This is a genomic window from Delftia sp. ZNC0008 (genome assembly GCF_000799035.1).
Lineage (GTDB): Bacteria > Pseudomonadota > Gammaproteobacteria > Burkholderiales > Burkholderiaceae_C > Comamonas > Comamonas tsuruhatensis.
The window spans coordinates 1-13,712 of record NZ_JTKZ01000261.1 but is presented as its reverse complement, the minus strand read 5'-3'; the positions used below and the strand labels follow the sequence as shown (position 1 = coordinate 13,712).

Here is a 13,712-nt window from a genome sequence, read left to right as displayed (position 1 = left end):
ACATGGATCGAACATGTGACCCCTGCCGTGTGAAGGCAGTGCTCTACCGCTGAGCTAATCACCCATATGTCGTTACTGCGACAAGACTTAGATTATGTCATAACTTCTAGGACTGATTTTCGAAGCTGCGCCAAATTGTCTTGCCGCCGCTCGATTTATCCATCTGCACCATCACGTCCTCGTGCGCGGCCAGCTCCTGATCATTGGCGCTCACCACGCGCAGCCTGAAGCTGCGCAGATCGACCTGCGCGACCACCAGGCCGCCCTCGGACTGGGCCGGCTCCTCCACCATCAGCAGGGCCTCCTGGCCTCGCGTGAGGTTGATGTAGACATCGGCCAGCAGTTCCGCATCCAGCAAGGCGCCGTGCAGCGTGCGCCCGGAGTTGTCCACTTCCAGGCGGTCGCACAGCGAGTCCAGCGAGTTGCGCTTGCCTGGGAACATTTCCTTGGCCATGACCAGGGTGTCGATGACACCGCTCACACACTGCCTGATCGGCGGGCGGTTGGCAAGCTCCAGCTCCTTGTTCAGGAATCCCAGATCGAAAGGCGCGTTGTGAATGATGAGTTCAGCGCCTTGCAGATACTCCCAGATCTCATCGACCTTTTGCTCGAAGCGAGGCTTGTCCTTGAGGAACTCGGTGGTGATGCCGTGCACGCGCAGCGCGTCCGGATGGCTGTCGCGCCCCGCATTGAAGTACAGATGCAAGTTGTTGCCGGTCAGCTTGCGGTTGACCATCTCCACGCACCCCAGCTCGATGAGCCGGTCGCCGTTGTCGGCGGACAGGCCCGTGGTTTCCGTGTCGAGAATGATTTGACGCGACATGTGCTGGGTCCTCAGTGGTTTTCCTTGGCGTGGTTGAGCGAGTACTTGGGAATCTCGATGGTCACGTCCTCGCGCGCCAGGATGGCCTGGCAGGACAGGCGGGACTGCGGCTGCAGGCCCCATGCGCGGTCCAGCAGATCTTCTTCCTCTTCCTCGGCCTCGTTCAACGAGTTGTAGCCTGCCTTGACCACCACGTGGCAGGTGGTACATGCACAGCTCATGTCGCAGGCGTGCTCGATCTTGATGTTGTTGTCCAGCAGTGCCTCGCAGATGGAGGTGCCGGCAGGCGCCTCGATTTCGGCACCCTGAGGACAGTATTCGGCGTGGGGAAGTATTTTGATAACGGGCATGGCGGATCTGCGTTCGGATCAGAAATCAGGAAAGGGATTGCACGCTCTTGCCGGCCAGGGCCTGCTGGATGCTGCGGTTCATGCGCTCGGCGGCAAAGGACTCCGTGCCCTTGGCCAGCGCCTGTGTTGCGGCCTCGATGACGGCGGCATCCTCGGAGCCCATGCTGGCGCGCAGGGCGTCGACCAGAGCGTCGATGGCTGCGCGCTGGTCTGCAGCCAGCACATCGCCATCGGCCTGCAGCGCGCTCTCCGTGGCCATGAGCATGCGGTCGGCATCGACACGCGCCTCCACCAGCGCGCGCGCCTGAATGTCCTGCTGGGCCGTGGCAAAGCCGTCCTGCAGCATGCGGGCGACCTCGTCGTCCGAGAGGCCGTACGAGGGCTTGACATGGATATGCGCCTCGACGCCGCTGATCTGCTCCTTGGCACCCACCGACAGCAGGCCGTCGGCATCCACGGTGAAGGTCACGCGGATGCGCGCCGCGCCGGCTGCCATGGGCGGGATGCCGCGCAGTTCGAAACGCGCCAGGCTGCGGCAGTCCGCCACAAGATCGCGCTCACCCTGCACCACATGAATGGCCAGGGCCGTCTGCCCGTCCTTGTAGGTGGTGAAGTCCTGGGCGCGGGCCGTGGGAATGGTCTCGTTGCGCGTGATGATGCGCTCCACCAGACCGCCCATGGTCTCCACACCCAGCGACAGGGGAATCACATCCAGCAGCAGCATGTCGCCGCTGGAACTGTTGCCCGCGAGTTGATTGGCCTGAATGGCAGCGCCCAACGCCACGACTTCATCGGGATTGAGGTTGACGAGAGGATCGCGGCCAAAGAACTGGGCCACTGCCTCGCGCACCTGGGGCATGCGGGTGGAACCACCGACCAGGACCACGCCTTGCACCTCGTCGCGCGTCAGGCCAGCGTCCTTGAGTGCGCGGCGCACCGCCGCCAGCGAGCGCGCCGTCAGATGGGCCGTGCTCGCATCGAAGTCGCCACGCTTGACATCGAAATGCACAGTGCCGGTGGACAGCTCTGCCGTGAACGTGGCGGCCTGAGCATCCGTCAATGCCTGCTTGCAAAGGCGTGCCGCCATGCGCCAGCGGGCCTTGTCCTCGGCGGCCTGCGGAACCACGCCGGTCTGCTGGGCCACCCACTCAGCCAGTGCCGCATCGTAGTCATCGCCACCCAAGGCCGAGTCCCCCCCCGTGGAGACGACCTCGAACACACCCTGGGACAGGCGCAGGACCGAAATATCGAAAGTGCCGCCACCCAGATCGTAGACGGCATAAACGCCTTCGGAGCCATTGTCCAGGCCATAGGCAATGGCGGCAGCCGTGGGCTCGTTGATCAGCCGCAGCAGGTTGATGCCGGCGAGCTTGGCCGCATCCTTGGTAGCCTGGCGCTGCGCGTCGTCAAAGTAGGCTGGCACGGTGATGACCGCGCCATGGATGTCGTCGTTGAAGGTGTCCTCGGCGCGAAAGCGCAGCGTGGCCAGGATCTCGGCGCTGACTTCCACGGGGGTCTTCGTGCCATCGATGGTCTCGATCCCGATCACGCCACGACCGGCTTCCTGTGCAGCAAAGCGGTAAGGCAGCCTCTCCGGCGCGTCGATGTCCGCCAGCGTGCGGCCCATGAAGCGCTTGGCCGAGGCGATGGTGTTGCCCGCATCGGTGGACAGCGCCGCCTGCGCGGCGTAGCCGATCTCGCGGCGTCCCTGGGGCAGATAGCGCACGACGGAAGGCAGCAGTACCTGGCCCTGATCATCCGGCAGGCATTCGGCCACGCCATTGCGGACTGCGGCGACCAGCGAATGGGTGGTGCCCAGGTCGATACCCACGGCAATGCGTCGCTGGTGGGGATCGGGGGACTGACCGGGTTCGGAAATCTGCAAAAGCGCCATGGAAATACTCGGGGAAATTGCAGGTCCGGGCCGGCCGGCCTGCCTTGTGAATGAGGGACTCTCGTGGGAGGTTCGGGTCGCGGACTATTGTCCCAGTTGATCGCGGCGACGCTCTATGTCCTGCGCAAATCGCGCAACAAACATGAGGGCTCTGACCTGCTGCACGGCCGCCTGGGGATCGTGCAGTTCATCGAGCTGGCGGCCGCATTCGGCCAGCATGCTCTTTCTGGCCTGCGACACTTCGCCGTCCAGCGCGTCCAAGGCCGCCTCGTCCTGCGCATCGTCCAGCGCCTCGCGCCATTCCATCTGCTGCATCAAAAAGGCGGTGGGCATGGAGGTGTTGTCCTCGGCACGCACGGGTGCACCCAGCAATTCGCAAAGATAAGCTGCTCGCCTGAGCGGCTCTTTCAGCCGTTGGTAGGCCTCGTTGATGCGTACCGACCATTGCATGGCCACACGCTGCGCAGCTGCGCCCTGCGAGGCAAAGCGGTCAGGATGGGCCTCGCGCTGCAACTCCTTCCAGCGCGCGTCAATGGTGCTGCGCTCCTGCGCAAATTGGCGCGGCAGCGCAAACAGCTCGAAATCGTCCGATTGCAGGTTCATGTCGATAAAAAGCCGCCAGCACCGAAGCGATGGCGGCCTCTTGAGGGAGTAGAAAAGTCAGGGCCTGCCGGGCATGCCGCCAGGCCACCAGAGCCTGGCCCCCCGGCAAATGCCGGTCAGATGCGAAAGCTCTCGCCGCAGCCGCAGCGATCGCGCTCGTTGGGGTTGTGGAACTTGAAGCCTTCGTTCAAGCCTTCACGCACGAAGTCCAGTTCCGTGCCATCGATATAGGCCAGGCTCTTGGGGTCGACCAGCACCTTGATGCCGTGGTCCTCGAAGATCACATCCTCGGGCAACTGTTCGTCCACATACTCCAGCTTGTAGGCCAGCCCGGAGCAGCCCGTGGTCTTGACCCCAAGGCGCACGCCGATGCCCTTGCCGCGGCGCGACAGGTAGCGGCTCACATGGCGGGCCGCGGACTCGGTCAGCGAGATCGCCATATCAGGCGGCCACCACCGCAGTGCGCTTGGCACGGTAGTCGTCCACTGCGGCCTTGATGGCGTCTTCGGCCAGGATGGAGCAGTGCACCTTGACGGGAGGCAGGGCCAGTTCTTCGGCGATCTGGCTGTTCTTCAGCGCAGCCGCTTCATCCAGCGTCTTTCCCTTGACCCACTCGGTCACCAGCGAAGACGAGGCGATTGCCGAACCACAGCCATAGGTCTTGAAACGGGCATCTTCAATGACGCCGGTTTCAGGGTTGACCTTGATCTGCAGCTTCATCACGTCGCCACAGGCAGGCGCGCCGACCATGCCGGTGCCCACCGATTCGTCGCTCTTGTCGAACGAACCCACGTTGCGGGGGTTTTCGTAGTGGTCTACCACTTTGTCGGAATAAGCCATGATGTCTACCTCTTCAATACTTGATTCGCGTGCCGGTCGACGCTCAGTGCGCCGCCCACTGGATGGTGCTGAGGTCGATGCCGTCCTTGTACATCTCCCACAGCGGGCTGAGTTCGCGCAGCTTGACCACATTGGTGCGGATGGTGCTGATCGCGTAGTCGATTTCTTCCTCGGTCGTGAAACGGCCGATGGTCATGCGCAGGCTGCTGTGCGCCAGCTCGTCACTGCGGCCGAGGGCACGCAGCACATAGCTGGGCTCCAGGCTGGCCGAAGTGCAAGCGGAGCCCGACGACACTGCCAGCCCCTTGATACCCATGATGAGCGACTCGCCTTCGACGAAGTTGAAGCTCATGTTCAGGTTCTGAGGCACACGGTGCTCCATGCTGCCGTTGATGAAGACCTGTTCCAGATCCTTCAAACCGTTGAGCAGGCGCTGCTGCAGCGCATAGGCCTTGGCATTGCTCTCGACCATCTCTTCCTTGGCGATGCGGAAGGCCTCGCCCATACCGACGATCTGGTGCGTGGGCAGCGTACCCGAACGCATGCCACGCTCATGACCACCGCCGTGGATCTGCGCCTCCAGGCGCACACGCGGCTTGCGGCGCACGTACAGGGCACCCACTCCCTTGGGACCGTAGGTCTTGTGCGCGGTCATGCTCATCAGGTCGATCGGCAACTTGGACATGTCGATCTCCACGCGGCCCGTAGCCTGCGCAGCATCCACATGGAACAGGATGCCCTTCTCGCGGCACAGCGCGCCAATCGTGGGAATGTCCTGGATGACGCCGATTTCGTTGTTCACGAAGAGCACGCTCACCAAGATGGTATCGGGACGCAGCGCGGCCTTGAATGCCTCGATATCGAGCAGACCATCAGGCTGCACGTCCATGTAGGTCACCTCAAAGCCCTGGCGCTCGAGTTCACGCATGGTGTCGAGCACGGCCTTGTGCTCGGTCTTGAGCGTGATCAGATGCTTGCCCTTGCCTTGATAGAAGTGCGCCGCTCCCTTAATGGCAAGATTGATGGACTCGGTCGCGCCACTGGTCCACACAATTTCACGGGGATCCGCGCCAATCAGATCCGCCACCTGGCCGCGGGCCTTCTCGATGGCCTCTTCGGCCTCCCAACCCCAGGCATGGCTGCGCGATGCAGCGTTGCCGAAGTGCTCACGCAACCATGGGATCATGGCGTCCACCACGCGAGGGTCCACGGGAGTGGTCGCGCCATAGTCGAGATAGATGGGGAAATGCGGGGTCATGTCCATGACTGGCTCTTATCAAAGTTCCGGCTGGCAAAAATCGGGAAGGCGATGAACTCCGGTGAATCCATCCGGGCGGGCAGCACCGCGCCACACAGCCATGCGCAGCGGCGCCCTGCCCTCAGGGTGTCAAAAGTCGATCAGGACTTGGCGAAGGCGTTGCCCAGCGCGAATACCGAGTTCGGTGCATTCACGCGGATGGGCTTGACCACGGGAGCCGTGGAAATCGCACGACGCACTACGGGCTTGTCCTCGATCTGGATGCCCTTGGCCAATTGTTCGTCGACGAGCTTTTGCAGCGTCACGGAATCGAGGAACTCGACCATGCGCTGATTCAATGCCGCCCACAGTTCATGCGTCATGCAGCGGCCTGCTTCGCCCAGACAATTTTCCTTGCCGCCGCATTGGGTGGCGTCAATGGGCTCGTCAACGGAAACGATGATGTCGGCCACGGTGATGTCGCCAGCCTTGCGGGCCAGCGTGTAGCCGCCGCCGGGTCCACGGGTGGACTCGACGAGTTCATGGCGGCGCAGCTTGCCGAACAGCTGCTCGAGATACGACAGGGAAATCTGCTGTCGCTGGCTGATGGCAGCCAGCGTAACAGGGCCATTGTTCTGGCGCAGGGCCAGATCGATCATGGCAGTGACCGCAAAACGGCCTTTGGTGGTGAGACGCATTACGAGCTCCTTCAGTCAGGCTTGTACGTTACAGAAACACCCGCTCCAGCGATTTGACTGGAGTTGGGCACAGTCTCCGCCCTTACTCCGTCCTGTTCAAAAGGTTCAGAGCCCTTCTTTTCATCGAAGTTTTTGTTGTTGTTGAGTGTTGACCCTGAGTGTACCACATTCCCCATCAATTTTGTCGGGTAACAAGAGCCAACAGGCTTCAGACAAGGCACCGCCTCAGGAAACCTGCGCGGAAGAGCCTCCGAACAGTTGCTCCTTGAGCAGTGCCAGCTGATCGCGCACCCGCGCCGCCTGTTCGAACTCCAGGCTGCGCGCATGTTCGAGCATCTGCTTCTCCAGACGCTTGATTTCCTTGGCCACATCTTTTTCGGACATGTCCTCGACACGCGCTCTTTCGAGCTGATTGGCCTCCAGACGTTCCGCTTCCTTGCCGCTTTTTTCGCTGTAGACACCATCAATCAGGTCTTTCACCCGCTTGACAATCTGCTTGGGTTCAATGCCGTTTTCCTCGTTGAACGCCATTTGCCTGGCGCGGCGGCGCTCGGTCTCGCCGATGGCCTTCTTCATCGACTCCGTGATCCTGTCCGCGTAGAGGATGGCCTTGCCGTGCAGGTTGCGTGCTGCGCGGCCGATGGTCTGGATGAGACTTCGCTCGGCGCGAAGAAAGCCTTCCTTGTCGGCATCGAGGATGGCGACCAGCGAGACTTCAGGGATGTCCAAGCCCTCTCGCAGCAGGTTGATGCCCACGAGAACGTCGAAGACGCCCAGACGCAGGTCACGAATGATCTCCACGCGCTCCACCGTCTCCACGTCGGAGTGCAGATAGCGCACCTTGACCCCGTTTTCGCTCAGGTAGTCGGTGAGCTGCTCGGCCATGCGCTTGGTGAGCGTGGTGATGAGAACACGCTCCCCGCGCTCGACGCGCAGGCGGATTTCCTGCAGCACGTCATCCACCTGGTTGGTGGCTGGGCGCACTTCGATTTCGGGGTCGATCAGCCCCGTCGGGCGCACAACCTGGTCCACGATCTGACCTGAGTGGGTTTTTTCGTAGTCTGCCGGCGTGGCCGAGACAAAGATGACCTGGCGCATGCGCCGCTCGAATTCCTCGAATTTCAGCGGCCGGTTGTCCAGCGCCGACGGCAGCCGAAAGCCGTACTCCACGAGCGTGGTCTTGCGCGAGCGATCGCCGCTGTACATGGCGTTGAGCTGACCGATCATCTGGTGGCTCTCGTCCAGGAACATGAGCGCGTCGCTGGGCAGGTAGTCGGTCAATGTGCTGGGGGGCTCGCCCGGGGCTGCGCCGGAGAGGTGGCGCGTGTAGTTCTCGATGCCCTTGCAGTGGCCGACCTCGGTGAGCATTTCAAGGTCGAAGCGCGTGCGCTGCTCCAGGCGCTGGGCCTCGACCAGCTTGCCGTCACCCACCAGTTGCTTGAGCCGCTCGGCCAGTTCCAGCTTGATGGTTTCCACGGCGGCCAGCACCTTGTCCCGCGGCGTGACGTAGTGGCTGCTGGGGTAGACAGTGAAGCGCGGAATGCTCTGGCGCACGCGGCCCGTGAGCGGGTCGAACAGTTGCAGGCTTTCAACCTCGTCGTCGAAGAGTTCGATGCGGATGGCCAACTCGGAATGCTCGGCGGGGAAGACATCGATGGTGTCGCCGCGCACGCGGAACTTGCCGCGGCTGAAGTCCTGGTCGTTGCGCTGGTACTGCATGCGGATCAACTGCGCGATGACGTCGCGCTGGTTGATGCGGTCGCCGGTACGCAGCGTCATGATCATGCGGTGGTAGCTTTCGGGCTCGCCGATGCCGTAGATGGCCGAGACCGTGGCCACGATGACCACGTCGCGCCGCTCCATGAGACTTTTGGTGCACGAAAGCCGCATCTGCTCGATGTGCTCGTTGATGGCGCTGTCCTTTTCGATAAAAAGGTCGCGCTGGGGCACGTAGGCCTCGGGCTGGTAGTAGTCGTAGTAGCTGACGAAGTACTCGACGGAGTTCTTGGGAAAGAACTCGCGAAACTCGCTGTACAGCTGTGCGGCCAGTGTCTTGTTGGGTGCGAAGACGATGGCCGGACGACCCAGGCGGGCGATCACGTTGGCCATGGTGAAGGTCTTGCCCGAGCCCGTCACGCCCAGCAGGGTCTGAAAGGATTCACCGTCCTGGATGCCCTCGACCAGCTTCTCAATGGCGGCGGGCTGGTCGCCAGCCGGTGGATAGGGCTGGAACAGCTCGAAGGGGGAGTCCGCGAAATGCACGAACTGGCCCGAGGCCGCAGGTGCTGGAGAGGAATCAGAGACTTCGTGCATGACGTGGGTTCGCAAAAGTGGGTATCGGCCGGCGAGATCGCTAGAATTCATGGGTTAACCCGAAAGCCTACCGCAGCTTGGGGCTAGCCGCGTTTTTTCCACCTCCCAAGACATCCCAAGGACGCTTCATGTCTCTGTTTACCGCCGTCGAAATGGCCCCCCGCGACCCCATTCTGGGTCTGAACGAGCAGTTCGCTGCCGACACCAACCCCAGCAAGGTGAATCTGGGCGTGGGCGTGTACTTCGACGACAACGGCAAGTTGCCCCTGCTCGAATGCGTGCAGGCCGCCGAGAAGGCGATGATGGACAAGCCCACGGCCCGCGGCTACCTGCCCATCGACGGCATCGCTGCCTATGATGCCGCAGTCAAGGGCCTGGTGTTCGGCGCCGAGTCCGACGTCGTCAAGTCCGGCCGCGTGTCCACGGTGCAGGCCATCGGCGGCACCGGCGGCCTGAAGATCGGCGCCGACTTCCTCAAGAAGATCAGCCCCGCTGCCAAGGTGCTGATCTCCGACCCTAGCTGGGAAAACCACAAGGCCATCTTCACGAACGCCGGTTTCGAGGTGGGCACCTATGCCTACTACGACGCCGTCAACCGCAAGGTGAACTTCGAAGGCATGCTGGCCGACCTGAACGCAGCGGCCCCTGGCACCATCGTGGTGCTGCACGCCTGCTGCCACAACCCGACCGGCTACGACATCACGGCCGAGCAGTGGGACCAGGTGATTGCCGCTGTCAAGGCCAAGGGCCTGGTGGCCTTCCTTGACATGGCCTACCAGGGCTTTGGCCACGGCATTGCCGAAGACGGCGCCGTGATCGGCAAGTTCGTGGCCGCCGGCCTGAACATCTTCGTCTCGACCTCGTTCTCCAAGAGCTTCAGCCTGTACGGCGAGCGCGTGGGCGCACTGTCGGTGGTGGCCAACGACAAGGAAGAGGCGGCCCGCGTGCTGAGCCAGCTCAAGATCGTGATCCGCACCAACTATTCCAACCCACCCACCCATGGTGGCGCCGTGGTGGCGGCCGTGCTGAACAACCCCGAGCTGCGCGCACTGTGGGAAAAGGAACTGGGCGAGATGCGCGTGCGCATCAAGGCCATGCGCCAGAAGCTGGTCGATGGCCTGAAGGCTGCCGGCGTCCAGCAGGACATGAGCTTCATCACCACGCAGATCGGCATGTTCAGCTACTCCGGCCTGAGCAAGGACCAGATGGTGCGCCTGCGCACCGAGTTCGGCGTTTACGGCACGGACACGGGCCGCATGTGCGTGGCCGCGCTCAACAGCAAGAACATCGACTACGTCTGCCAGTCGATCGCCAAGGTGGTCTGACCGCCACCCCAGCCACCTGGCCCTGCGCCGGGTGACAAGGCATGCCGCCAGCGCTCCCTGCCCTGGCGGCATTTTCTTTGTGCGGGCGGTTTTTGCATCCTGGCAGTCCGGTATGCGCCAGGTCTGCGCAGGTACCGGTGCGATCATCCGGGCAGCCGAAACATCGAATGAAGAACGAGACGCTCCATTCCCATGCCAGATCACGCCTGCCTCACTCCCTTCACCTCCTCGCCTGCAGACGGGCTGCCCCTGTCCGGCGTACGCATTCTGAGCCTGGCACTGAACCTGCCGGGTCCCGCCGCCCTGATGCGCTGCGCGGCCATGGGCGCGCAGTGCAGCAAGCTGGAGCCGCCCTCTGCGCAGCCAGGGCCTGCCGGCGCGGACCCGATGGCGCTCTACAGCCCGCAGGCCTATTCCGACATGCACCAGGGCATCGCAGTCTGGCAGGCACAGCTCAAGACCGAGGACGGACAGGCCGCGCTGCACAAGGCGCTGGACAGCGCCGACATCCTGCTGACCTCGTTCCGCCCCGCCGCGCTGGCCAAGCTGGGGCTGGACTGGGCGTCGCTGCAGCAGCGCCATCCGCAGCTGTCGCTGGTGCGCATCGTCGGCAGCGCGGGAGCCCTGGCCGATGTGCCGGGCCATGACCTGACCTATCAGGCCGAGGCGGGGCTGGTACAGGGCGGCGCCATGCCACCCAGCCTGTTTGCCGACATGGCTGGCGCGCTGATGGCCAGCGAGGCCGTGCTCAAGGCCTGGCTGCTGCGCCAGCGCAGCGGCCACGGCAACCTGCAGGAAACAGGACTGGCACAGGCCGCGCAATGGCTGGCCCTGCCCTGGCACTGGGGCCTGACCCGGCCCGACGGAGATGTGGGCGGAGCACACGCAGGCTATCGCGTCTATGCCTGCGCCGACGGTTCGGTGGCCGTGGCGGCACTGGAGCCGCATTTCGCGGCACGCCTGTGCGCAGCAGCATCGGTGCCGGGCGATGGCAGCATCGCCTGCATGCGCAACCCGGCCACGCATGCGGCCCTGGAAGTCTTCCTGGCTGCCCTGTCCTGCGCCGAACTGGCAGACTTGGCCGAGCGCCACGACCTGCCCCTGCATCCGCTCGCCGCTCAGCCAGCGGCCTCGCGCCGCTTGTAGGCGAATGCCGAAAGGCAGCATCTGCGCACGGCCTACAAGCCGCCTGGGTCGCGGCTGCCCGCCGAGTATGAACATGCTGCTGCCGACGACCCTCTTTACCGCGATAGCCTGCTCCTCTTAAATCAGAGCTGCGCATACAACCAGACAACCCGAACACATCTGGAAACACCCATAATCGGCTCATCTGGAGGCAGCCCCATGGTTCGAGAACATCCATCGACCGCCCCGCTATCCGGGATGCGTCAGCCACCTAGCCACTCAGCGCCTGGCCTGCAGCGCATCGGCGCCAGCGCCTAAGGCCGCCGCCGGGTCCCCCTTCCGTCCACCGCCTATGCAAAGCCAGCCCCCAGCCCATGTGCCGGTACTGCAGCTGGTGCAGCGCATCTGGCCCCTGGTGCTGGTGGTCGTGGTGCTGGTGGTCATGGCCAGCGGCAGCCTCTACCTTGTGTCTGCGGTGCGCGCCTTCGTGGCCGGAGAAAGCCTGTGGTCCAAGGCACAGAAGGATGCCATCTACGCCCTGAGCCGCTATGTGGACAGCGGCTCGGCGCGCGACCTGGCGCGCTTCGAGCAGGCCATGATCGTTCCTGCAGGCGACTGGCAGGCCCGCATGGCGCTGGACGATGTGCCAGCCAGGGTCAAGGACGCGCGCGCCGGCATTCTGCTGGGAGGCAACCACCCGGACGATGCTGACGCGCTGATCTGGCTGATGCAGACTTTTCGCCATGTCGAACTGCTGGAGGAGCCCTATCGTTACTGGAAGCAGGGCGACCAGTACCTGCAGCAGCTCGACCGGCTGGCGCAGGAGATAGAGCAGCGCCACACCGTGGGAAGCGTGAGCGCCGAGGACGTCATCACCTGGAAGCGCGAGATCGAGCAGATCAACGCCGGCGTCACACCAGCCACCCAGCAGTTCAGCGCCTCGCTGGGCCGCAGCTCCCGGCAGATGGTGGTGTGGCTGCAGTGCATTCACCTGATGCTGGGCGTGGCGCTGATCCTGGTGGCACTCTGGCATACGCGGCGCATGCTGCAGCAGCGCCAGCAGGTGCAAAACGACCTGCTGACCGAAAAGGAAAGGGCCCAGACCACGCTGGCATCGCTGGGCGATGCCGTGATCACCACGGACGCCCAGGGCGTGGTGGACTATGCCAACCCTGCCGCGCTGGGCCTGCTGGGCAGCAGCGAGCAGCAGCTCAAGGGACGGCACCTGGCCAAGGGCCTGCATTTCAACAGCATCGACACCACCCAGACGGCGGAAAGCCTGCTGACCCATCTGCTGTCGGGTCGGCAATTGCGCGAAGAGCACACGCGGTGGCTGCGGCGCCATGACCGCAGCATCGTGCCGGTCAAGCTCATGGGCTCGGCCATCAGCGGCGGCGGGGAGCGCCCGGCAGGTGCGGTGATCGTGCTCAGGGATGTCTCGCGTGAGCAGCAGTATCTGGACCAGCTTTCCTGGCATGCCAGCCATGACGGCCTGACCGGGCTGGAGAACCGCGTGGAATTCGAGCGCCGCCTGCAGCGCCTGCTCAACCAGGGCCAGCACAGGCTGCGGCCCGCAGCCTTGCTGTACATGGATCTGGACCAGTTCAAGCTCATCAACGAGACCTGCGGCCATCCGGCGGGCGATGAAATGCTGTGCGAGGTCAGCCGTCTGCTGCTGCACAACCTGCGCGAGACAGACACCCTGGCCCGCCTGGGCGGCGACGAATTCGGCGTTCTTCTGGAGAACTGTCCGCCCGAGCCCGCGCTGCGCATTGCCGAAAAGCTGCGCCAGGCTGCCGAAGCCCTGCACGTGCACTGGGGCAAGCAGGTGCTGCGCACAGGACTGAGCATTGGACTGGTCCACATCGGCGGCGAGGTCCAGTCGGCCCAGGACCTGCTGCGCATGGCCGACATGGCCTGCTACCGCGCCAAGGAGCGCGGCCGCAACCGCATCTATGTCTACCGCAGCGACGACGGCGAATACACCCGCCACGTCAGCGAGATGGAATGGGTCACGCGCATACGCACGGCGCTGGAGCAGGAGCGCTTTTGCCTGTACGCACAAAGCATTGCACCGCTGCAGCCCGATGGCCAGCGCGGCCTGCATTTCGAGGTGCTGCTGCGGTTGCGCGACGAGCAGGGCCAGATCATCTCGCCAGCCGCGTTCATACCCGCGGCAGAGCGCTACGGCATCATGCCCACCGTCGACCGCTGGGTGATCGCCAGAACGCTGGCCACGCTGGCCGAGCATCCGGCCGCGCTGCGCCATATCGACACCTGCGCCATCAATCTGTCAGGCCCCAGCCTCGACGACGACGGGCTGCTGGACTTTGTGCAGGCGCAGCTGAGCACGCACGGCATCGCGCCGCAGCTGCTGTGCTTCGAGATCACCGAGACCAGCGCCATCGCCAGTCTGTCCAGCGCCACCCGGCTGATCCAGGCCCTGCGCACGCTGGGCTGCCGTTTTGCGCTGGACGACTTCGGCGTGGGCATGTCCTCGCTGA

The 13,712-nt window shown here is 63.8% G+C and carries 12 protein-coding genes; 3 read left to right on the top strand and 9 right to left on the bottom strand.

Going from position 1 to position 13,712, the window contains the following annotated elements; genetic code table 11:
- Positions 1-106: 106 nt before the first annotated feature.
- The 9 genes from dnaQ to uvrB all read right to left on the bottom strand — a co-directional run bounded on the left by dnaQ (position 107) and on the right by uvrB (position 8,758).
- Entirely contained in the window at positions 107-823 is a 717-nt protein-coding gene (gene dnaQ, locus L995_RS08675; protein ID WP_016447119.1) for a DNA polymerase III subunit epsilon, read from the bottom strand.
- Positions 824-834: 11 nt separating this feature from the next.
- Complete coding sequence (gene fdx, locus L995_RS08670) at positions 835-1,173, bottom strand: ISC system 2Fe-2S type ferredoxin (RefSeq protein ID WP_013802212.1); 339 nt, start codon at positions 1,171-1,173, stop codon at positions 835-837.
- A 25-nt stretch (positions 1,174-1,198) separates the two neighbouring features.
- Positions 1,199-3,067 carry a Fe-S protein assembly chaperone HscA gene (hscA, locus tag L995_RS08665; RefSeq protein WP_047471025.1) on the bottom strand — a complete coding sequence of 623 codons (1,869 nt, stop codon included), beginning with the start codon at positions 3,065-3,067 and terminating at the stop codon, positions 1,199-1,201.
- Positions 3,068-3,151: 84 nt separating this feature from the next.
- Positions 3,152-3,670 (bottom strand): Fe-S protein assembly co-chaperone HscB, encoded by a 519-nt coding sequence (gene hscB / locus L995_RS08660; protein WP_047471022.1) that lies wholly within the window; start codon positions 3,668-3,670, stop codon positions 3,152-3,154.
- A 116-nt stretch (positions 3,671-3,786) separates the two neighbouring features.
- Complete coding sequence (gene iscA / locus L995_RS08655) at positions 3,787-4,110, bottom strand: iron-sulfur cluster assembly protein IscA (RefSeq protein WP_016447122.1); 324 nt, start codon at positions 4,108-4,110, stop codon at positions 3,787-3,789.
- Between the two features lies 1 nt (position 4,111).
- Complete coding sequence (iscU, locus tag L995_RS08650) at positions 4,112-4,510, bottom strand: Fe-S cluster assembly scaffold IscU (protein ID WP_016447123.1); 399 nt, start codon at positions 4,508-4,510, stop codon at positions 4,112-4,114.
- A 43-nt stretch (positions 4,511-4,553) separates the two neighbouring features.
- A complete protein-coding gene (locus L995_RS08645; protein ID WP_017403940.1) occupies positions 4,554-5,774 on the bottom strand; it encodes an IscS subfamily cysteine desulfurase in 1,221 nt (406 codons plus the stop codon).
- 134 nt (positions 5,775-5,908) lie between these two features.
- A complete protein-coding gene (iscR, locus tag L995_RS08640; protein WP_012205825.1) occupies positions 5,909-6,445 on the bottom strand; it encodes a Fe-S cluster assembly transcriptional regulator IscR in 537 nt (178 codons plus the stop codon).
- A gap of 225 nt (positions 6,446-6,670) precedes the next feature.
- The gene (gene uvrB, locus L995_RS08635) at positions 6,671-8,758 is read right to left on the bottom strand and encodes an excinuclease ABC subunit UvrB (RefSeq protein WP_016447125.1); all 2,088 of its coding nucleotides are present in this window, start codon (positions 8,756-8,758) and stop codon (positions 6,671-6,673) included.
- A gap of 128 nt (positions 8,759-8,886) precedes the next feature.
- On the opposite strand from uvrB, the gene L995_RS08630 reads away from it, so the two are divergent.
- The 3 genes from L995_RS08630 to L995_RS08620 form a co-directional block, all read left to right on the top strand.
- A complete protein-coding gene (locus L995_RS08630) occupies positions 8,887-10,083 on the top strand; it encodes an amino acid aminotransferase (RefSeq protein ID WP_016447126.1) in 1,197 nt (398 codons plus the stop codon).
- A 192-nt stretch (positions 10,084-10,275) separates the two neighbouring features.
- Positions 10,276-11,229, top strand: coding sequence for a CoA transferase (locus L995_RS08625; RefSeq protein WP_047471007.1), 954 nt, complete (start codon positions 10,276-10,278; stop codon positions 11,227-11,229).
- A gap of 331 nt (positions 11,230-11,560) precedes the next feature.
- Positions 11,561-13,712: diguanylate cyclase domain-containing protein (locus tag L995_RS08620; RefSeq protein WP_047471005.1), on the top strand; the 2,152-nt coding region annotated here is incomplete at its 3' end.